Origin of the sequence: Bacillus sp. TL12, from assembly GCF_022625245.1 — a bacterium.
Taxonomy (GTDB): Bacteria; Bacillota; Bacilli; order Bacillales; family Bacillaceae_G; genus Bacillus_A.
In genome coordinates, this window is sequence record NZ_JAJJBY010000022.1 from 55967 (window position 1) to 77428 (window position 21462).

A 21462-nucleotide genomic window follows, 5' to 3' on the forward strand; every position below is an offset into this window, starting at 1 on the left:
CTGCTTTTCATATCCCCCTTACTTTTGAAAATAAAAAAGGCAAGCGACCTCAGCTATACGCTAAAATCACTTGCCTCATAAGTGTTATTTAATTATGAAAAGAAGGCTTATAGAATGAACGATTATCAAGCGCGAAGACACGCTCTGTGTATTCGCCTGGTTTCGTGCGTCCAAGCGCGCGATCCATCATATTCATCTTTGCATCTAAATTGTCAATGTAATGCAGAATTTCTGCTTCTTTTACTAGTGGTGGCTTTGGACTACCCCATTCCGCTTTCCCGTGATGGGATAAAACGATGTGCTGAAGGATTAATACTTCTTCTCCGTCAATTTTCAGCTCATCTGCTGCTTTTCCAATTTCGTTTACCATGATAGAAATGTGACCTAATAGGTTTCCTTCTAGTGTATATGTTGTTGAAATTGGGCCAGATAATTCAATTACTTTTCCAAGGTCATGTAAAATAACGCCTGCATACAGTAAGTCTTTATCTAAAGATGGATATAGCGTAGCAATTGCTTTCGCTAAATCAAGCATCGATACAACGTGATACGCAAGTCCTGATACGAACTCGTGATGATTTTTCGTTGCTGCTGGATAGTCTAAAAATTCATTTTGATGCTTATTCAACAAATGTCTTGTAAGACGCTGAATGTTCGGGTTTCTCATTTCAAATATGTACTGTGTAATCTTTTCGACCATGTCTTCTTTTTTCACTGGTGCTTTTTCAACAAAGTCTGAGATATCTGTTACTTCATTCGCATTTGCAACGCGGATTTGCTTCACACGAAGTTGAATGCGCCCTTTATAGTTTTGAATATCCCCAGCTACTTTCACAATCGTTTCTGCAACATATTGTTTCTCAACTTCTGGTGATACATCCCATAGCTTCGCTTCAATATCGCCGCTTTGGTCTTGTAAGATTACTGTTAAAAATGGCTTTCCATTACTCGCGATACCTTTTGTCGCTGTTTTAATTAGCAGGAAGATATCGACTTGTTCACCAACTTCATACTCTGCAATTTTCTTTTTCATTCTGATTCCTCCACCAACTTAAGTACTTTTAGTATAGCACACTACACCTTATTTTCTTTACGCTCATGTGATAATTTTATAATCTGTTTTTCCGTAAAGAAGGATAATAGATGGGCATGACATGTAAAGAAAATCACTTGTCTATCCTTCGCAATTTCTTTTATTAACTGGATTGTTCGTTCTGTTCTTATCGCATCAAAATGCACAAAACTATCATCAATAACAAATGGGTAATCATGTTCAAACGTCCGCGCTAACGCAAATCTTAGTGATAAATAAAGTTGTTCCGCTGTCGCTTGACTCAGTTCATGACTGTAAAAACGAATCCCATCACTCCGCTCAACAATAAACGGCTCTGCTTCAGATGGTGAAAATATTTTACTATACTTTTCGCCTGTTAAGTATACAAAATATTCTTCGGCCTTTTGTAAAATACGTGGCAGCTGTACTTCATGATAATATTGCTTCGTTTTTGTTAACACCGTTTTTGCCGTGGCATACGCAGCCCATTTTTTCACTTGCTCACGTACTTGTGATTTTTTCATTTCCCATTCATGTAATAAATCACCGTACGTACTGCCTTCTTCTAAATTCGCAATCTCTACACGATACTCCGCAATACGCTCCGTCAATTTCTTCTCTTCTGAAAGGAAGTCTCGTATATGAAGCACTTCTTGATTTAAGTTTTCTTCATACCCTTCCACTTGGTAGTGTTCCACTAATGATAAGCTTGTTAAACGCTTTTCTAGCATATCAATTTGAGGTGATAACCGCTCTACTTGCTTCTCTGCTTCTTCACGCTTTTCTGCCCTCTTGCCAGCTTCTAAAAACGCTTCTTCATCAGTAGCTTCCGCCACCCTCCATAGCGCATCTCTTTCTAGTATGAGCTGATTTACTTGATGCTGCAGTACCTCTCGTTCTTCTTTCCAATCAGCAAGCTTTCCTAAAAGTTGTTCCTTCTTTTGCCCTTTTTCTTTTTCCTTTTGAATACGATCACGAATCATATGCAGATGATCAAAATCTGTATTTTCCATAACGTTCTCTAGTTTATGTTCAAACTGCGAAATCATTTCATATAAAATTCCTTTTCGCTCCGCCAATTTTCCTACTTCGCGATATAACTGCTGCATTTTTTCAATACGTTCAAATGCCGGCAATATATGTGCATATGTATAAAAGCGCGGGAAAGAATAGCGTGCATGATATGTATCTATCTGCTCTCCCACATGAAACGTACCCTGTTCCCATTCTTCGTATGCAGAAACCACTTTATCATAGGCCCGTTCTATTTGTTGCAGCTTATAAGACTCGCGCTCAAATAATTTACGCATTTCTTCATCTTTTTCTAATTGATAACGAATGGATAGCGCCTCTTCATTTTGCCTTCCCCCTGCACTTTGCTTTAGCGAGAGCAGTTCCGCTTGTAAACGATCTGAAAAATTATCTTTATATAAAACAAGGGCAAGTACAATAAGAACAAAAACAACAACGCTCGTAAATATCAATGCGCGGTTATCTAACAATACACTTGTCAGCAACATCACTGTATTAATAGCTAACAAAAGGAAACAAACTTTCTGCCAGCGCTTTTTCTTTTCCTGCGCACTTTTCATTCTTTCTTCATATTGACTACTAGTCCCAATAAAACTTGTACCTTGAAACTCTTTTTTCTTTTCCACAAGTTTCTGCCGCTCTTCATCCGCTAACATTTGCTTTCGAATGTGCCCGACATTCTCTTCTTGTTCTTCTAATTGCTGCTGAGCTACTTTAAAACGCTCATCAAGCTGCTCTTTCCGCTTGTCTAATTCTCTCGCCTTTTGCACCGTTTGCGTTATCATTTCTTTTGCTGCAAGGCTTGTATCAAATGACAGTACACTTTCCTTTTCAAAAGTAGCACCAATTTGTTGCTCAAGTTCTTTTATCTCTTCTTTCATATTTCGGGTGCTTGCTGTAATATCACGCATTTCTTGGCGCGCATTTTCATATGACATATGCTGCATCAGAAGTTCTTCCACATAACTATCTTTTTGCAGAAGCTCTTCTTGTACTTCTATCCCATCTAGTTCCGATTGTACCATTTCCATTCTTTTTTGGATGGAATCGAGTTGTACACTGAGCGGCTCAAGCTTTGCTTTTATTGTTTCATAGCGCTCCACACCTCGAACTGGAAACGGATTTTCCTGCTCTTCTAACGCCTTTTCATATGCGCGCTTTTCAATGACAAGCGGTTGCAGCGTGGCCAATACTTCATAGTCTTGCTTACGCCTTTCTGCCATCTCTTTTTCATTTCGAATATGAGCAAGGCACCCTTCACTTTCTTTTAACTGCCCCATCACCTTTTCATACGTACCAATCTTCCCTTGCCACGCCTGAAGCTTTTCCTGGAGCTTCTTTATTTCTTGCAGCATCGCATTAATCTCGGGCTTACGACCATTTGGCTTAAAACGCTGCTCCATTTCTTTTTCTAACTTTTTATCTAACTGCAGCAGCGCGTCACTTCCAACTGCACTCGCTGAAAATAAATAATTTCCGATTTCAGCTTCTCCAATATGATGAATATTTTGAAGACCATGCATATCAAATGAAAAGACCGAATCAAACAAACTTTCATTCATCCCGCTCAGCAAAGTCTGCAGTACTTCTTCGCCGCCTGTTTTACCATCTTCAAAGTAAACCGTTACTTCCCCAGCAGCCGTTTTCGGAAGACGCTCGATTTTCACTCTCCCGTACTGCTCTGCCATCACCGTCAGCACACCGCCGTACTTCCCGCCTTCTTTCGGTTCATAGCGTCTTTGTCCCCTTGTTGGAAACCCAAATAAAATACTTTTCATAAACGAACGAATCGTTGATTTTCCCGCTTCATTTTCACCGTACAACACTGTCAGCAATGAAAGATCCATTTCCACATTTTCTAATTTCCCATAGCCATAAATATGGAGTTTTTCAATTCTCATTTTTTATCCCTCTCTTGCTGGAATAATTGCTCTAATATAATATTTTCCGCTTCCTTTTGAATCTCTGCCTTCTCTTCTTCTGAAAAAGACTCAACCACATTACGTGCGACAGGAGATGTCCAAATTGTCCTAAGCACCGCATCCATATTTGTAAAAGATTCTAGTTCTTGCAGTACACTACCGACAAAATGATTCTCCTCTTTTAACCGCGCCGTTTCCGCAAATGAAACCGTCTCATTCTTCCATTTCATCACATATACAAAATCTCTACGCTCTTCTCCCGCTGCTAAAATATGAAAAATCTCTTCCACTCGTTTTTCATCGCGCAAATAAGAAGCGAGTGGTCCTTGCCCAGTAAACACAGCTGTCAACAATGTTCCTTCCTCTTCTTTACGGCACGCATTCAGCGCTTCCGTGCAAGCTATCATAAGGTCATCAACTGTTTCTAGTTCATCAATAGAAATTTCTATTTCTCCCCAAACGACATCCGCCGTATGGAAGAAGGAACAATTCGTTCCCTGTTCCGATATCTCAACAAGGTACGCCCCCTTTTCTCCCGTTTCCTTCCGGTGGCGTCCTTGTATATTACCTGGATAAATAATATACGGCTCCTCTGCTAAAATCTCGCGCTTATGTATATGGCCAAGAGCCCAGTAATCAAACCCTTTTTCTTTCAGTTCACGAATTTGAAACGGCGCATAACGATTATGTTCTGCATCGCCTTCTACACTCCCGTGAAGCATCCCAATATGAAATGGTGCATCACTCATTTTTTCATACTGCGCTGTCATATTATCCGTAACAGCTTGCTGAAGATAACTAAATCCATAAATTGATGCAAGCAGTTCCCCATCTTTATAAAATGACTTCGCTTCTACATATGGCTCTGTAAACACATGAACATTCTCAGGAAAATCAATTGCCGCCCAGCTTCCGCCTAAATGATCATGGTTACCATGAATGATATAAACTGGAATCTCATACTGCGAAAGACGCTTCATTTGCTCTCTCACAAACACTTGCGCCCTGAGACTTCGCGTTTCCGCATCATATAAATCTCCCGCAATCAACACAAAATCCACGCGCTCTTGAATTGCTTTATCAATAATACGCTCAAATGACTGAAACGTACTTTGCTTCATTCTTTCCCAAACAGATGACGGCACATTCATTTCCATTCCTTTAAACGGACTATCCAAATGTAAATCTGCCGCATGTATAAACTTCACTTGTTTCACAAATAAACGATCCTTCCCTTATCCGATAAAAGCTTCAATCTATTTTACCACGCAATGTCACATATTTCTTTGCATATTCTAGCGATTTATGACAAAATAGTTATAAGATTCTGATTTTAATCTTTGGAGGGGAATTTTCATGGGAGTATACGTTCTAACAGTCTTTGAAAAAGATGGTTCAAAAGTGCTAGACGAATCATTTGAGGTAGCGACAGAAGCAGAAGCGAAGTCAAAAGGCGAATCCATTTTGCGAGAAAAAGGATTGTATGAGAAAACACATCGCTGCACATCTTCAGCTGGTAAGCTTGTTTTATTCCAGCGCTAAAAAAGAAGCGTCATCCGCTTCTTTTTCATACTATATCTTCATCACACCACGTAAATACCACATCTAGAATCCGGTTACCAACACGCACGCGTCTGTTCCACTGTCCAGTTTGAATTTGGCGCATTAGCTCATCTTTCATCTTTTCCGTCCAGTCGTGAATCGTTCCATTCCCGTCGTACGGATATACGCTAGGAAACTCTTCCTGCAGAAGACTCAGGCTTTCCGCATCAAAATGAAAATGGAAATAGTAGTTTGCCGTAAGCGATGGCTCTTGCAATTTCAAAAACGGATCGTCAATTTGCTTTCGATTTCGGTAGAAAGTAAATATATTCACCTTTCCGCTCGTAATTTGGTCAATTTGAATTTCGTGCTTCTCTATAATCACGTCGTGCCCACCTCGTTATATACTACCTTTAGTATATATGTCTTTTGCATCAAAGTTAACCATTTTCACACGAAATTCATTTCCTTCATCTATTTCCCGTACCTCCAAAAATCAGGACAAATAACTAAAACAAATTTGAAGGGGAGCGATTATATGTATTTCGGAAGCAAAGGTTGGTATGTAAAAGAACTAAAAAAATTAGGTATCCGTACTTATGAAGGTAGAAAATTAGAATCATATCGTACGCACATCTTAGCTAGTTTGCTTGAGAGAGTTCAGAGGGAATCGGCTTAATACTCATGTAAAAAGAAGCAACGTTTGTTTTGGCGTTGCTCCTTTTTATGTATCAATACGGCTTTCTTCACTTTCTAATTGAAAGAAAAAAATTACAGCCATATAAAAAGCCGTTTTTAATTCAACATAGAAAGCATAATCTTCTCTAACTCAGCCTTATTTAAAACATCATCAACAATGACAATTTGATAGGCACTATGTTTTTCTTTAGCAGGAACAACCATCTTCATTGCTTTTACATTACTTCCTGTCATTTTCGCAAAAGTGACCTTTGCTCCTTCTAGCTCATAATTTTCAATTTTGTCCTTATCATTAATCCAAAAGTAAAATGGATCCTTTCCTTTTTCTAAAACAGTTGATTGATAGATTCTATATCCAAACTCCTCACCTCTATATTCTGAATGAATAATCGGGTTCGGTTTCCCCACTGTAGCCTATGTATCAACTCTTTCTTTTTTTAGTTGATAGCCTTCTGCTATATAAGTTGGTTTTTTAATTGGAAAATCCACTATTTTTTGTGCTTCTTCTATTGTAAATAGAAAATGTTTCCTCACCTTTTCCCAAAGTGGTCCTATTTCCTCTGCCGTTTTTTCTAGTTTCTTTTGCTCTTCTGCACTTAGCAGTTCTGGATTCTCTCCTAAAGCAATTGCTTTCTTTTGAAGAGCATACCACTCTCCTTGCAACTTGATATATGTATCAAATTCTTCTTTTGTTAAATACTTTTTAGCCGCTGCTATATCATCCATCATTTTTTTGTATTGGTTTTCTGGAATCTTCAATTCTGCCAATGCCTGTTCTTGTGTTCCAATCGTTGTTTCTACACTTTTCTCAATGGAAACATCAGGCTGGTTTTTCGTTTCTTTTCTTTCATCTTTTACTACAGTCTGTTCCTTCTGCCGATTAGCCGGCATATCTGCACGTGCATTTAATAAGGATAAGGATGATACAGCAATCACTACGACGACTCCAAGCGCCGACCAGCGATATGATTTCTTTTGAAAGCTCTTAATCATACGGATTCTCCTTTTCAGCGTCCGTTTATTTCGACTTAAATTCGCTAAGCTAGGCACTTGATAATAACTCGCATAATGTTCTAAAAGCGTAATAATCGTATGACCATATGCGATTTGTTCCTCGGAATCTATAAATGTCAAAGCGAATGCATCACATGCCAGTTCCTGATCTTCCCTCATGCACGAGTAGGCATACCAAAGAATCGGGTTAAACCAATTTAAAATAAGCAAACTATGCATGAGCCAATTGACTCCAACATCTCTTCTTTTTATATGAGCTAATTCATGATAAAAAACATACCTCAGTTGTTGTTCATCTAGTATTTTCATATGGACATTCGATAGTAGCACCGTTGGTCGAAAACATCCGAACACCGTTGGGCTTGGAACTTTCCCCGCTAACAGTAATGGAATATTCTTCCGAACAGACATAGATTTTTTACAGTCTTCAAAGATTTTGACAATCCGTTCATCCGTAATAGCAGACTGCTTTTTAATGTAGAGACGTAAGCGTCTATTCATAACTATCGTCGCAAACCCTAAAATGATAATACCAGCTAACCATATGTATAAAAAGATTGTATAAAATGAAAATGTTGCCTCAGTTTTATTTTCATTGTGCTGCTTCCCTATTTCATTTTCCTCAGGTATTTTTATGAAACTAGGTTCGTAAATCTTTTCGTTTACAGACACATTCGTATCATCTATAGCCACATTCTCGTTCATAGATTCTTTTTGATGAAAAATAGCCTCAGTTCCATTGTTATACGAAAGAATAGAATAAATACTGTAGGAACTATCTGGTGACCATGGTAATACAAGCCTCACAATTAATACCATCCATAATAAATACTGCCACCTCGGAGTCAACTTGTTTCTCAATACGATTTTGACACATAAAATGAAGCCAACTACAATACTTGCCATAATGGACGTTTCTATCACCCAATCAAAAAAACGATGCAGATAGATGTTTACAAACAGATCCATCATCACAATCTATTCTTCCGCTGATTTTCTTCTGTTTTCTCATCCAGAATGCGTTTCAGCTCATTGATGTCTTCTGAAGATAGTTTCTCTTCTTTCAAGAAATTCACAAGTAAAGGTTTAAGTGCCACACCATAAAAACGTTTCAGAAAAGATTTTGTTTCCACTTGTAGATAGCTATCTTGTGACACTACAGGGTAATACGCATACATGCGCCCTTTTTCTTGGTGGTAAGAAACTGCTTCTTTTTGAACTAGTCGATTAATAAGCGTTCGAATCGTTTTTGGCTTCCAATCCATTTTTTTCTCTAACTCTTCAATCACTTCATTCGCCGTTTGTGGTGACTTCCCCCAAAGAACTTTCATCACTTCTAATTCAGCTTCCGATATTTTAGGTAATTCTTTCATTGTTTATAACTTCACCCCTCATATTACATTTGTAATCCATAATACGATATTACAAATGTAATCCCTAGTTGTCAACCATATATTTACAACCACATTCCGGACACTCATGAATATCAATCTTACAAAGATCACATCTTTGTAAGGTTGATAAATAAAAAAACAGAATCACTTTTATGGACTCTGTTCTAATCGTTTCACATATCTGTTTGCCATTTTACAACTTACATCATCGTTAATTAACATGAATCGTTACGCTCTCTTGATAAGAACCATCGAATATCACCTGAGCTTTTATGATAGAATACTTTTTCAAATGATTACACATACATATACGAAACTTCCCATATTTATCAACTCGGCCACTTCCAATAAGTACATCACCATTCATTAATACTATTGTTGAATACGGTTTCGCATGGCCTGTCACATATTTATCATCATGTGTCACAGAATCTATAATTATTTTTGCATCAACATAATCAGCAGACTGAATATTCTTCTTTTCCGTTACATCTTCCATTCCTGGAAATTCTCGGTTCATATCAGCCTTTTGGGGTCTGAAACTCAAATTTTTCTGCCAACCAAACCTATACAATATGTCAATGAAACCATATGGAAGCATTTGCGCTAACTTCCCCTCCACTTCTTCAAACATATTTCATTCATTTAAACCATTGCATACAATCATATTCCACCGTGTCCCTACACGCCTTAAATTGATATAATGAAACGAATTTACATCCATAAATTTTATTATTAAACCAGAAGGAAACAGCATTGATTTTTCTCATATATTACTGTTTGCTAGATACCTTATAGAACATATATATAATGCAGCTTTTTATTCCAGATGCAATAACAACGCTAAATAAAAGGAACCATGCCACATTCCCTAATGATGGAAGTCCTCCTTCAAATACATCCATAATAACCATCTGGCCGATTATTAAGAAGATCCAAGAGATTACATACTGTCTTCCACTTTTGATATATAAAATCCCATCATCATAATAGACTTCCATGACACTCCCTTGCCAAACGCCAATACCAAAAGCAAAGAGTGAAATAGCCAACAGCTCAGCTTGTAAATCCCAGGTCATTGGATAAGGCATCGTGTATATTACAATCCCTGCAACAATTAGTAAAATGAAAATATCTATCCATTTTATTTTTCGAGGCTTAATTTGAATCCAAACAAAGAAAATGACTGTAGAAATCAAAAACAAAGTTATCATTTAATGATTCTATTTCCTTTCTCTATTAGAAGCTTCTGTATTTCTAATGAGATTGTATTGTTTCAATCTTTCTTGAAGCTCACTTGTGAAATTAACATTATCAAACATGTAACTTTTCGATACTTTCTGAGCATAGCATGAAGAAGAAATAAAAAAATCGTACAAAAGGGCAAGCCTTCCATGTACGATTGGGCATATATAATATTTCATGTTTTAAAGATGAATTAATTTCTTTTCAATAGATATAGCTACCGCTTCTGATCGTGAATTCACACCTAGTTTATTATAAATATTGGTTAAATACGCTTTTACTGTTCGTTCTGCTATTCCCATATCAAATGCAATTTCTTTGTTCTTATATCCACGTGCGATCGCTTTTAGAACAAAAAGTTCTTTTTCTGTCAAATTAGGAAAAGGATTCGTATGTACCTGTTTCCTTTTATAATTAACGATTTTTTCCATAACATCTTGTTGTAGTAAAGTCTCGCCCCTAATAGCCGCCTCCAATGTCCGAAATAAATTGTCACGACCAGTATCTTTTAATAAGTATCCTTTTGCTCCTAATTCAATTCCCTTTATCATTAATTCGTCTTCATTATAGGTCGTTAATATAATAATTGGAGTTTTATCCTGTTTTTTATTTAAATGTTCAATTGTATCTAAACCATTCATTTTAGGCATATTTAAATCCATTAAAATGACATCTGGTTTCTTTTCCTCTATCAAACAAAGAGCTTCTTCCCCATTTTCAGCCTCACCTATGATTTGAAATGAATCACTCGTTTCTATTATTAATTTTAGACCTTCTCTTACAACGAAATGATCATCAACAATCAATACATTATACTTCATGTCTATCTCCTTCTTTATTTATCGGTACTTGAATGTATACTTTCGTCCCTTTCATCTTGTCACTTACTATCTGTATTTCCCCTTCAATCAAACGAACACGCTCATTTAAACCAATTAAACCATAGTGCCCAGGAACCTTACCGATATACTCAGTGTCAAAACCAATGCCGTTATCTTCAATTTGGATCGTTAGTATTCTAAGGTCATCCATATAATCGACTTTTATATTTACATCTGTTGCTTGTGAATGTTTGGCGATATTCGTTAAGCATTCACTTATTAAATATAAACAGTGTTCCTTTACTAAGCTTGAAATATGAGGGGGACTTTGAATATGAAATCTTACATGTATAGATGTAGCCTCAGAAAAACGCTTTATTTCTTCCTCTACTGCTTTATGAAATGGATTGGTTGTATAGCGCAAATCATCTATAACCAACCTTGCATCATGTAAAGTTTTTCTCGCTCTTACCATCGTTTGTTGAATAATTTCTTGCGAACGCTCTGTATTCCCTCTTTGCATATGGGCATCTATTGCTTCCAATTGCATGATTAAGCTTGCTAAACCTTGGGCTAATGTATCATGTAAATCTCTTGCCATTCGCTGCCTCTCATTAGCTAATGTCAATTCTTCCACTCTCATATATGCAAATTCTAACTCTTGAATGTACCTCTGAATGCGATTACGCGCCTCAAATTGCTGCTTATTAATATAAGAAAAAGGAATAATAATAGCTAATATCAAAAGGAACATAGAAATAAGAATAGCTAATTTATTGCCACCATAATTGATACTACTGGCAACGCAAAATATTGTATACATAATCGTAAAAACTGCAATTACTTTAAATATTTTATTATACATATATAAACTTTGCGCAATTAAAATAGGAGTTAACCCAACTAAAACCGCTATCGAAGCATGTGGCACCATAAATGCAGCGAAAAACACAATAAAGAGTTGTATGAAAAAAAAGTAAAACCACTGGCTATTCTTTAACAAACTAGCATACCAATGAAAAATAGTATGTATAACAATTACGATTGTAAAAAACAAGCTATCAATGGAAAAAATGTTGTTACGGAATTCTAAAAGCAGCGAAGCTATATATACGAGTGTTATCCATAAAACGATAAATCTCCTCGGGATAAACATCGCTTCTAATAGATTTGTATTTAATTTCTTCATATTCGACCTCCATCATTAGATTATACTATATCCCGCCCCGTATCATTAATAGTGAAACCATTATCGTTATGTGTGGAGCTAATCGTCAACTTGCCCTCTATTAAGTTTTATCCCACATTAACGGGCAGTAAATACTCCCACCTCAAAATTCGGCGGGAGCAAAGAAGTTAGGTGGGAGATAAACTGCCCGTAAAAGCCCGATTGGTTCAACTAATAATCAGTGGGGGATGAAGAAAACCCCCACTGATTAAAGTTTCACTTTATATAGTCATTTAAAATATATTTGGTCATTACATTTAGCCCGACTATAGCTGATTAAATAAACATCTTTTCCCTTTTCCAATTCTTCATCAAACATTTTATTCAATTAAAAAGAGCACCCTGTATCAGTGGATGCTCTTTTGGGAGTGGAGTTTCCCTAGTATAAGACTAAGTTAGCTTGCCCTACACTATAATATATGCTTGTCTTTTTCAAATGGTACCATCGTATATTAAACTAATCCTATATCACAAGGAGCACTCAACTATGTCTAATTTCAATGGAATTTGGCTTGTTTTAGGATTTTTATTATTTCTATTTGGTTTAATTATCCTAGCATTGTTCATTAACATATAACCCTACATATTATTTCTATCATAACAATAAAAAATGAGGATCTAATGATTCAACAATACATGATAAATTTATTAACTTATCGAATGAAAACCTTACTTTCAAGACTCTGTATCAGATTCTGGAGCCATTGCCTTTTTGATAAATAGCGCAATAACGAAAGCGATACAACATAAGAATAAAGCAAACCAGTAGGCGTGGTGCACGCCGATTGTCATGGCTTCATTCATTAACTGTTCTGTTATTGGAGCTGATTGTTTTTCGATATGGCTTTGCGTACTTTGGGTCATAATACTTACAAAGATAGAGACTCCAAGTGCTCCTGCAATTGGTTGTAAAGTATTTGCAATAGCTGTGCCGTGTGGATATAGATGCTTCGGTAATTCATTTAATCCATTTGTTTGAGCTGGCATCATAATTGCTGAAATAGATAGCATCAATATGATATATACCATTATGAAAGACCATATCGGTATGGAAGGCGTGATATTACTAAAGAATATCATGACCCCAACCAACATAATTGTACCAGGAATTATTAATTTTCTAGGACCATATTTATCAAATAAAGTTCCCATTACTGGCGACATTAATCCGTTTAATAACGCACCTGGCAATAACAATAATCCAGCTACCTTCGCAGTGTATCCGAGAGGTCCTTGTAAATACATTGGCATTACAATTTCAGATGCAAACATCGCCATAATCACAATAACAAAAAGACTAACACCTCTTGTATAATTTTTATATTTGAATACACGAACATCCAATAGTGGTTGCTCTAATTTCAACTGGCGTAGAACAAATAGGACTAAGCTAATGATGCTAATCATGATAATAGAAATGCTTGTTATTGATAAGAAACCTCTTGCATGTTCTCCAGCACTACTAAAACCATAAATCATTCCACCAATACCAATAGTTGAGAGAATAATCGATAGAATATCTATCTTAGGACGTGTAACCTCTCCGACATTTTGTAAATATTTTAACGCAAATACAATTGAAAATAACACGAAAGGTATAACAAATAAGAATAACCATCGCCAACCGAATAGATCAACAATTACCCCCGATATAGTAGGCCCCAGTGCAGGTGCAAACATGATAACCAAACCAAAGGTCCCCATAATTTTCCCACGCACTTCAGGAGGATAAAGTAAAAGCAAAGCATTCATAATAACAGGGATTAACACCCCTGTACCAATAGCTTGTACCATACGACCGATTAACAACATTGGAAAATTCACTGCACAAGCAGCAATCACTGTTCCAATTAAAAAAATAGTCATAACACCTATAAACAATTGTCTTGTAGTGAACCATTGAATTAATGATGCGGAAATTGGCATTAAAACACCCATAACAAGCATAAACCCAGTTGCCAGCCACTGGACAGTTGGAGCATCAACGTTGAATACAGTCATTAACTTAGTTAAAGCAATATTCAATAAGGTTTCGTTTAATATTACGAAAAATGCACCAATGATGAAAGTTATTAATATTACTCTAGAATTAATCTTCTTTTCCATAAAGTTCCTCCGACATTTCTACCATAAACAAATATAATGAGCAGTAATCATTATTTAAAATGCCTTCTGAAATAGTCTCATTTGCCACGGCTTGCTTATTTTGCAGATAATATATCTTTCTAATTCCTTATAAAACGCAAAAATATTTTACATCATTCCTTATTTAATTTATCCCAACTCCTTCTCTTAGTTCTTCAAATAATTTGGGCAAGGCATAACCTTAATTATCAATCCATCACGTTCTCTGCACTTTTTATTTTTTTACCACCATACCGCTTTCCTTCAAATTAGAAAATCACAGGTAATCTGCCTGTGATTCAGAGTAAAGGGGAATAAACCCATCCTTATGCAATTAAAAGGAAGCCAAAATAGCCGTCACAAAATTAACCTGCTTTTACTGATTGAACTACCCACACCTACCTCCAAACGAGCTTGAGGTGGGGGATTCTCCTGTTTCTGCCAAGGCAAAAACAGTTCCTCTCGTTCAACAAAGAGGATACAACGATATAGAGTTCGGTAGTGTCTTTATGTGAGACAATCCATTCTATCTTCCAACGACAGGAAAACAAAACAGGTACAGCTACTTTTTCTTATATCGAAGGCAGAACACTTTGTCATGCATCTTACGGTTCCAACGTTTTTCCTGAACAATCGTTTGAAATGCAAATCGCTTCGCCCGATTACATGTTTCGATTGTCTATGTGACTGCATCTACCATCTCATGGGGGAAATCTGTCTTATAGATCCGTTTCGAAAAATACGCTTTCTTCACCTGTCTTTACCTCATTTTATTTGATAAGATCATTATACACTAAAACAAACATATGTTCCATATAAAAAAAGAGACGTTTTCTTTAAAAAGAAAAAAACATCTTAAATAGATGCTTTTATGTTAAAAGTAGACCAAAATAAAGAGTGTCCTACTGCCTGTTAATGTGGGATAAAGTTTATTTGCTTTAAATCAAAAAGAAAAGACACTCTCATGAGTGCCTTCTCTCCGACTTGATAACCACTTTAATTTTAATAATATGTATGGACTCCCATCCACTTACTATTTTACCACATTTATCCCCTTGCAATGTTGAGAAAGTTAAAAGAAGCCGAAAAATCCCCTTAAAGTATATCTACTCTAAAGGGATTTTTATTTTATCCCGCATTAACAGGCAGTAAGACCCCCACCTCAAGATTCAAAGAGAAACGAGGAAGATAGGTGGGGGATCAACTGCCCGTAAAAGCCCGATTGGTGAGGGCTGATAATCAGTGGGGATGAAGAAAATCCCCACTGATTAAAGTTTCACTTTATATACGTACAGCCGTACCACTCACCGCAACCATTAACATGCCGTCGCGAACAACCTCGTAGTCTACATCAACGCCAACAATAGCGTTTGCTCCTTTTTGCTGCGCAAGTTGTTTCATTTCTTCCATCGCAATATCACGTGCTTCTTTTAATTTACTTTCATATGCACCGGCACGGCCACCTACAACGTCACGAACAGAAGCAAATAAATCACGAACGATGTTTGCACCCATAATTGCTTCACCATTTACAATATCAACGTACTCAATAATTTCTTTTCCTTGAATTCCAGATGTTGTTGTTACAATCATTACTGACACTCTCCTCTTATGTATGAACGTTTCTTATGGCTTTATTATTACATTAAAAAAGAAAATAAACTATCTTATAACCTTACAGAAATGTGACAATTTTGTAAGGATTAATATATATCATTTTCCTGTTAAACACTCGCTCTATCTTTTCGAATCTCAATTGTACGTAAACTATAAAGAAGTACCGCTAGTCCTAACATTTTTTCATTGTTAGATGCATTGGAACCGAATGTAATAGTAGGTACATTAAGACCCATAAACCTTTCGCTCCATTCTATCGGCATATACCCTTGCTTACCGATTGCTAGTGTGCGTCCGTCTATTGTACGGAGCGTACTTTGAATAAAATCAAACTCGACTTCAACATCGGACAACTTCGTTTCTTTATTCGTCATTAAAGAACCACGTATCGCGCCAAACCCTTGTATCATCTTTTCCTTAAACATACCAATCTGGTTATAATTCGAATCATAGATTACCCAATCATATCCGTCCACTTCCGTATGAAAATAGGCAAGAATTTCCCCGCTGTTCGTTTCTAATCCATACACATCTCTATTCCCTAAAAAAGGGATCACGGAAAACAGAATGTTAGATGAAATGATCTTTGTTCCTGCAACATATCCCCCATCAGGATGGTATAAACCAAATTGTGCATTTCGTTTCGGCAATTCCAATACGACAAACGTATCAACATCCCAAAACGTTACATTACTTTTCACTACACTCTTCTGAATCACATTCCCTTTTCGCAGTTGCCAAAATCCAATTCCGAGGAAAACAGATGAAACAATCATAATAAAGATAACCTGTCCCCAATCCACCATTCCCCAAGTTTCATATACATCCCATAGTGCAAATAGAAAAATACTTGCTCCAATCAGAAGCTTAAATCTCCCTTTCCGTTTATAATAATTAAATAATTCCATTTCTTCATCTCTACCCCTTATTTATATATCTCAACTATTAATGTATCAAAAATAGATTAGATCCTCTAGAAAAAAATGGAACCGATCTAATATCCAAATCATCTTTTAAAGATATAATTTTAAGCGCTTTTATTAAAATAATTCATTTATCCAACATTAATTCTATTTTTTCATTTTGAAGTGTTATTTCACGAACTTTCTACATTTCTTGCGGAACGTTTCAGCGCCATATTACTAGTAAACTAAAAGGAATGAAAATATATATTTAAAGTGGATGAAGACAAAGCCAATCAATTTTTCCATTTATTTTTAAAAGAATATGGGGATGCAAGCCTCAAACAAAGTATTGAACCTTTCACTACAATAAATGAAAAGTATAAAAATTAAAAAGCGGAATCTTTCGCTTCAGCGGCACGTGATACAATCATTGAGCCTTGGAAAAGAAATCTTGTAAAATCATATTTAAATAAAAAAGTAGTAAAGATTGTATCAAATGAGAAAGGATACCCTATTTTAGAAATGAAAGGACACGCAAAATATCATATTCCAGCTGGTAAGTATTCTCCCGAAAAAGATCAATTCCGTAATGTTCAAATTAAAGCATTATATGCTACAGATCAGAAAGCTTGGAAAATTAACGAGGCTTCTGTCGATTCATCTTTTGCCGCAGAAATCGATAAGAATGAAGAGGAAAAATATATCATTACAAACGTTCAATAAAGTGAAACTTTAATCAGTGGGGGGGCTTCATCCCCCACTGATTATTAGTTGAACCAATCGGGCTTTTACGGGCAGTTGATCCCCCACCTACCTTCCTCATTTCTCTCTGAATCTTGAGGTGGGGGTCTTACTACCCGTTAATGCGGGATAAACTAACAAATTTATATTCGTTAATTCGTAGCAAAAAAATCATGTCTAGGATTTAGAATTCTAGACATGATTTTTACGTTATAGGGGCTATCCCCATGCCCATCAACCTAAGGTTTTAAAGTACCCCCAGAACGAAATTTTGTACTAACTTGTAACAAAAAAGCTCATTTTTTTAATTTTGGATAACAACGAATTTCTTAAGTTGATGGGCATGACTACCCCTTATAGGAAAACGTGTTGTGGCCAAAATGGGCAACTTACGTTTCTATGATTTTCTATCTTGGCAGGATAAAGATTTTGCTGGTATCTTAGATTCAGGATTAGGATTTGCAATCGACGCTAAGATTGACGTTAACGACTCACCGCAATATAAAGTACACAATTCGAAAGGAAATACATACTACATTACGACTAGTAATACGTATGTGAATGTGAAGTAATATGAACGAAAGACCGCCTATTACGGGCGGTCAATTTTTACTAAGTATTTTTTAATGCTTGTTTTATGGTTTTAACTGTTTGTTCAAGCCATTCTAATGGTGTTATTTCTAACCCATCAAAATATATTCCATCTGCAGAATACCTTATGTATTCATTTTTTTCTGTATTACTATAATCGCTTTGAATAAATTCAGTTAGAAAAATAACAGCATCTTGCAAATACTCTTTTGATACCTCTTCTAGTAATTCTTGGAGCGCTTCTTCATAGAAAGTATCTTGATGAAAAGTACCCGCTAGAAATTGAAATACCTCATCATCTTCAAGATTATCGAAATTGTCTTCTAATAACATAATCTTCCTCCCATTATCAAGATGGATATCCAGTCAAAATAAAACTTCCATTTCTATCCTTCTTCAGTATAATTTTTGCATTTGACATATCTTCAACTGTTGTAGAGCCTCTTATTACACCTCGTCCAATTATTTCAATACCATGATAACGTAAAATTAAATTATTATCTCTTGGACTATTTAACCAACTTTGAATCCGTGCTTGATTACGAGGGTTATTCAAGACTGTAGCCGCTATTTTTTCAGCGGTAGCCCTATCAGTAAAAGTTGATGATCCTGTTATTCTAGAATCATTCTGTAATCTTTGCAACAACTCTTCATCTGTTTTTCCTACGTGTCTTTCGATTAAATGTCCACCTCTAGCTTTATGCGCTTCTAGTCCACCTCCTGGAGCAAGTAGGCTGCTATCTCCAGGTTGTATAGTTATGGTATTATCACTTCTAGCAAACTGATAAGTCGATAGTTTTTCTTCAGTTTGTTTAAAATCAAGTATATCAAACCTAAAATGTATATTATTTCCACCAACAAAAGCAAAACGATTCCCCATTTGTAAATTACCAATAGTATGCGAAATACCTTCTGGAATTTTATCTTTTGCTAATTTAGTTGTTACTTTACCCAATTTACTTGCTTTACTTAATCCTTTATCGCCAATAACACCTAATGCAACTTGTGTTAAAGCATAACTTCCCCATTTCGCACGACTTTCAGCATCTCCATTTATTACATCATTAATAAATGAATCTGACACTACATTATACATAGTACTAAGAGTATCAATAGGATGCAACGCAGCATTCCCCATGTTATCCCACGTTTCCCGTTTACCAAGCGCTTTAAATCCTTCTATGGTATCTCCAAATGCTTCTCCTGCACCTTCTATAGTGCCATCTATAACTTTTCGGAAAGTAGATTTTTCAGGTAACTTACCACACATTGCCCCTTCTTCAATTGAACTACTCTTTAGATGGTTTTCAGCCTGACGTGCCCTTTCTTCTCCAATCGATTGAATAGAGGTTGTCCACTCCATATTCAATCCTTGTGTACTAAATGTACCACTTACAGGACTAAAACCTTTCCCACTTTGGACTTCAGCCAAACCCGTCGCAATACTAGCTGCTAATTGAATTGCTGTATTATAGTTATTACTAGAGGTCTGATTGAATTGATACAGATGATCTAACTTTTCTTGCAGTTTTTGCCTCATGACAGTAAAAAGATTCGCCATAGCGTCCATACTCGGGATTGGCATAGCTTGACTAACAGCTTCCATACTTGTTTTCATTCGTTCAATTTCTCGAATTTGTTCTAGTAATTCTTGTTCAATGACATCTGTCGAAGCTACCTTTGATTGAAATTGACTTGGAAAAGCATCATTCTGACGGATTAATTCTTCACATAAATAAATGATTCCCTGTGCTAAGGGACGAAAAGTTTGTACAAAAAATGCCTTTGCACTACTATATGTTTGTCCTTGTAGAACAGTATCAACTACAAAAGCGTCAATCGACTGAATGGCTTGTTCCATACCTTGAATGGTAGCAGTACATACAGCGTTCATACTTTGAGTTTGACTTTGTACTTCTCCCAAATACATATTTAAACTCATGCGTTGACCTCCCTTGCTAATTGTTGTTGCTGATAGGAAAGGTCTTTTTCTAAATCACTAAGATCTCGTCTCTCTTTAAACAACGTTTCTTTTTGGTTTTCCAATTCGAATGTAAGTTTTCGCTCAATGTGCCCTGCTTCTTGGCGTATATTCATAAAAAAATGAGATAACTCTTTATCCCCATGCCAAGTTTCTAGAATTCGATTAAATAAACGATTGTTTCGACCTTTCCATTCATGAAAATCTGCTTCTGCTTGTTCCAGAGTTTGAATCGCGAATTGATTTCGGTCCTGTTCCTCAAATACACTTCGTAACTTTTGACTTAATTGATTGATTTATTTTTCAATATCTTGACTCATCGTATTGCTCCTACCGTTTTATCTTTACGTAGGTTGTCACATTAGCGAAAAGTATTGTGGAGTTCGTTATCCATTCTCTCAAACTCTTGGACTACTGAATGAATATTATCGACTGCTTGTTGAAGGGCGGAAGAAAATTGTTTCGTCAACTCTAAAGCTTGTTGGTTCGCTTCTTGTGCTTTAGAGTTAACAGATAGTGTTGTACGCGTTGCCTTTTTTATAGAACGATTTGTTGCACTTTGGATGGTATCCGAAGCTGCTTTCATCTGTGTAGCAATTTGTTGTGCCTTTTGAAAATTACTTTGAAATTGTCCCATCGCTCAAATCCTTTCTCTAATTTTCAGAACATGCCAAGGAAATCCCAATAAATATATGAAATTTCTCTATCAATATCGCTCTTTTTAAACGCGTGCCCAGCTTAGCTGGGCACGCAATCAAATGAGCCATACAATATAAGTTGTATGGCTCATTTAAAATTCTTGTTATGTAGAGTAAAACGTTTTTTATTTCAAACCGAAATTACGTGATAATTCTTCATCATGAGAAGCAACAGCTTCTGCAGTTTTTGAAAGTTGAACATTAATCTCATGTAGTAATTGTGAGAAGTTTTCTACTTTCGGTCTTAACTCGTTAAATTGTCGATCAAAACCTTCAAAAGCACGACCTTCCCACTCACCGCGTAATTCATTTTGCAATCCTTGTAATTTACGAAGAATATCATCAATTTGTTAAGAACTTTGTCCATATAAAGCAGCCTTTGATTTTAGTTCTTCAGGGCTCATACGAATTTGTCCAGCCATTTTAATCTCCCCTTTAAAAATAAAATCAGCAAAAATACAACTTGGTTAATTTTACTAATTTATTATAAGTTATTGTGAAAATCTTTTAAAGACTTTATTTTGCTAAAATAAAGAAACAAAAATAGTTAAAGAGACTACTCTTGTTTTTTTACTTTCTCTTCTTTTTCAATTACAGATACCGATTTTTCAAGTTTTTTCACATAATTATCATATAATTCCCCAGAACACGAAAAATCATCTTCAAAATTTTCTGTAGTACTAATAGGGGGACCGCCACATCACCATCAAGCTAATATAAATTAATACCCTAAAACGATAAAATTAAGAAATTTTCATTTTTTTGCTTTGGGAATTATATCTCTTAATTAGATAGCACCAGGTACCCCATGCAAAAAAAGCCGATTTACTATAAACTATGGTGAAGTGACCCCA

Annotated in this window: 20 protein-coding genes and 4 pseudogenes; 4 read left to right on the forward strand and 20 right to left on the reverse strand. The window is 36.0% G+C overall.

Annotated elements, in window-relative coordinates; genetic code table 11:
- Positions 1-88: 88 nt before the first annotated feature.
- From yhaM to LOK41_RS18830, 3 genes are read right to left on the reverse strand one after another with little or no spacing between them, the layout of a single operon-like run.
- The gene (gene yhaM, locus LOK41_RS18820) at positions 89-1033 is read right to left on the reverse strand and encodes a 3'-5' exoribonuclease YhaM (protein WP_241817821.1); all 945 of its coding nucleotides are present in this window, start codon (positions 1031-1033) and stop codon (positions 89-91) included.
- A gap of 41 nt (positions 1034-1074) precedes the next feature.
- Entirely contained in the window at positions 1075-3987 is a 2913-nt protein-coding gene (locus LOK41_RS18825) for an ATP-binding protein (RefSeq protein ID WP_241817822.1), read from the reverse strand.
- Positions 3984-5225, reverse strand: a complete 1242-nt coding sequence (locus LOK41_RS18830; RefSeq protein ID WP_241817823.1) for a metallophosphoesterase family protein — start codon at positions 5223-5225, stop codon at positions 3984-3986. Before LOK41_RS18830 ends, LOK41_RS18825 begins: the two co-directional genes overlap by 4 nt.
- Positions 5226-5364: 139 nt before the next feature.
- Between LOK41_RS18830 and LOK41_RS18835 the strand changes: the two genes are divergently transcribed.
- The gene (locus LOK41_RS18835; protein WP_174101553.1) at positions 5365-5550 is read left to right on the forward strand and encodes a YhzD family protein; all 186 of its coding nucleotides are present in this window, start codon (positions 5365-5367) and stop codon (positions 5548-5550) included.
- 25 nt (positions 5551-5575) lie between these two features.
- Here the strand turns inward: LOK41_RS18835 and LOK41_RS18840 are convergent, their stop codons facing one another.
- Positions 5576-5935, reverse strand: coding sequence for a hypothetical protein (locus LOK41_RS18840; RefSeq protein ID WP_241817824.1), 360 nt, complete (start codon positions 5933-5935; stop codon positions 5576-5578).
- A gap of 153 nt (positions 5936-6088) precedes the next feature.
- Here LOK41_RS18840 and LOK41_RS18845 point away from each other — a divergent pair, with 153 nt between their 5' ends.
- On the forward strand, positions 6089-6229 hold the full coding sequence (locus LOK41_RS18845; RefSeq protein ID WP_241817825.1) for a YflJ family protein: 141 nt from the start codon (positions 6089-6091) through the stop codon (positions 6227-6229).
- A 116-nt stretch (positions 6230-6345) separates the two neighbouring features.
- Here LOK41_RS18845 and LOK41_RS18850 read toward each other — a convergent pair.
- The 10 genes and pseudogenes from LOK41_RS18850 to LOK41_RS18895 all read right to left on the reverse strand — a co-directional run bounded on the left by LOK41_RS18850 (position 6346) and on the right by LOK41_RS18895 (position 16600).
- A pseudogene (locus LOK41_RS18850) lies at positions 6346-8235 on the reverse strand (M56 family metallopeptidase).
- Positions 8235-8636: a BlaI/MecI/CopY family transcriptional regulator gene (locus tag LOK41_RS18855; RefSeq protein ID WP_241817826.1), complete on the reverse strand. Its 402-nt coding sequence runs from the start codon at positions 8634-8636 to the stop codon at positions 8235-8237. Before LOK41_RS18855 ends, LOK41_RS18850 begins: the two are co-directional and overlap by 1 nt.
- 232 nt (positions 8637-8868) lie before the next feature.
- Entirely contained in the window at positions 8869-9291 is a 423-nt protein-coding gene (locus LOK41_RS18860) for an Ig-like domain-containing protein (RefSeq protein WP_241817827.1), read from the reverse strand.
- 139 nt (positions 9292-9430) lie between these two features.
- Positions 9431-9871 carry a hypothetical protein gene (locus LOK41_RS18865; protein ID WP_241817828.1) on the reverse strand — a complete coding sequence of 147 codons (441 nt, stop codon included), beginning with the start codon at positions 9869-9871 and terminating at the stop codon, positions 9431-9433.
- A gap of 213 nt (positions 9872-10084) precedes the next feature.
- Positions 10085-10723: a response regulator gene (locus LOK41_RS18870; protein ID WP_241817829.1), complete on the reverse strand. Its 639-nt coding sequence runs from the start codon at positions 10721-10723 to the stop codon at positions 10085-10087.
- Complete coding sequence (locus LOK41_RS18875; protein ID WP_241817830.1) at positions 10713-11912, reverse strand: sensor histidine kinase; 1200 nt, start codon at positions 11910-11912, stop codon at positions 10713-10715. The genes LOK41_RS18870 and LOK41_RS18875 overlap by 11 nt, the downstream gene beginning before the upstream one ends.
- Before the next feature lie 714 nt (positions 11913-12626).
- Entirely contained in the window at positions 12627-14057 is a 1431-nt protein-coding gene (locus LOK41_RS18880) for an MDR family MFS transporter (RefSeq protein WP_241817831.1), read from the reverse strand.
- 616 nt (positions 14058-14673) lie between these two features.
- Positions 14674-14829, reverse strand: a pseudogene (locus tag LOK41_RS18885) (IS200/IS605 family accessory protein TnpB-related protein); the annotation flags it as partial.
- 527 nt (positions 14830-15356) lie between these two features.
- Positions 15357-15668: a heavy metal-binding domain-containing protein gene (locus tag LOK41_RS18890; protein WP_017152987.1), complete on the reverse strand. Its 312-nt coding sequence runs from the start codon at positions 15666-15668 to the stop codon at positions 15357-15359.
- A gap of 131 nt (positions 15669-15799) precedes the next feature.
- On the reverse strand, positions 15800-16600 hold the full coding sequence (locus LOK41_RS18895; RefSeq protein ID WP_241817832.1) for an ABC transporter ATP-binding protein: 801 nt from the start codon (positions 16598-16600) through the stop codon (positions 15800-15802).
- 519 nt (positions 16601-17119) lie between these two features.
- Here LOK41_RS18895 and LOK41_RS18900 point away from each other — a divergent pair.
- Both LOK41_RS18900 and LOK41_RS18905 read left to right on the forward strand, forming a co-directional pair.
- Positions 17120-17320 (forward strand): hypothetical protein, encoded by a 201-nt coding sequence (locus LOK41_RS18900; protein ID WP_241817833.1) that lies wholly within the window; start codon positions 17120-17122, stop codon positions 17318-17320.
- Positions 17321-17718: 398 nt separating this feature from the next.
- Positions 17719-17910: an N-acetylmuramoyl-L-alanine amidase gene (locus LOK41_RS18905; protein WP_347269337.1), complete on the forward strand. Its 192-nt coding sequence runs from the start codon at positions 17719-17721 to the stop codon at positions 17908-17910.
- A gap of 40 nt (positions 17911-17950) precedes the next feature.
- On the opposite strand, the gene LOK41_RS18910 is transcribed toward LOK41_RS18905, so the two are convergent.
- The 6 genes and pseudogenes from LOK41_RS18910 to LOK41_RS29315 form a co-directional block, all read right to left on the reverse strand.
- On the reverse strand, positions 17951-18262 hold the full coding sequence (locus LOK41_RS18910) for a contact-dependent growth inhibition system immunity protein (RefSeq protein ID WP_241817834.1): 312 nt from the start codon (positions 18260-18262) through the stop codon (positions 17951-17953).
- A gap of 16 nt (positions 18263-18278) precedes the next feature.
- Positions 18279-19871, reverse strand: coding sequence for an RNase A-like domain-containing protein (locus LOK41_RS18915; RefSeq protein ID WP_241817835.1), 1593 nt, complete (start codon positions 19869-19871; stop codon positions 18279-18281).
- On the reverse strand, positions 19868-20206 hold the full coding sequence (locus LOK41_RS18920) for a DUF3958 family protein (protein ID WP_241817838.1): 339 nt from the start codon (positions 20204-20206) through the stop codon (positions 19868-19870). Before LOK41_RS18920 ends, LOK41_RS18915 begins: the two co-directional genes overlap by 4 nt.
- Positions 20207-20271: 65 nt before the next feature.
- Positions 20272-20547: a TIGR04197 family type VII secretion effector gene (locus LOK41_RS18925; protein ID WP_241817836.1), complete on the reverse strand. Its 276-nt coding sequence runs from the start codon at positions 20545-20547 to the stop codon at positions 20272-20274.
- A gap of 186 nt (positions 20548-20733) precedes the next feature.
- Positions 20734-21030 (reverse strand): annotated as a pseudogene (locus LOK41_RS18930) (WXG100 family type VII secretion target).
- Positions 21031-21164: 134 nt separating this feature from the next.
- Positions 21165-21293 (reverse strand): annotated as a pseudogene (locus LOK41_RS29315) (DUF1433 domain-containing protein); the annotation flags it as partial.
- Positions 21294-21462 lie beyond the last annotated feature (169 nt).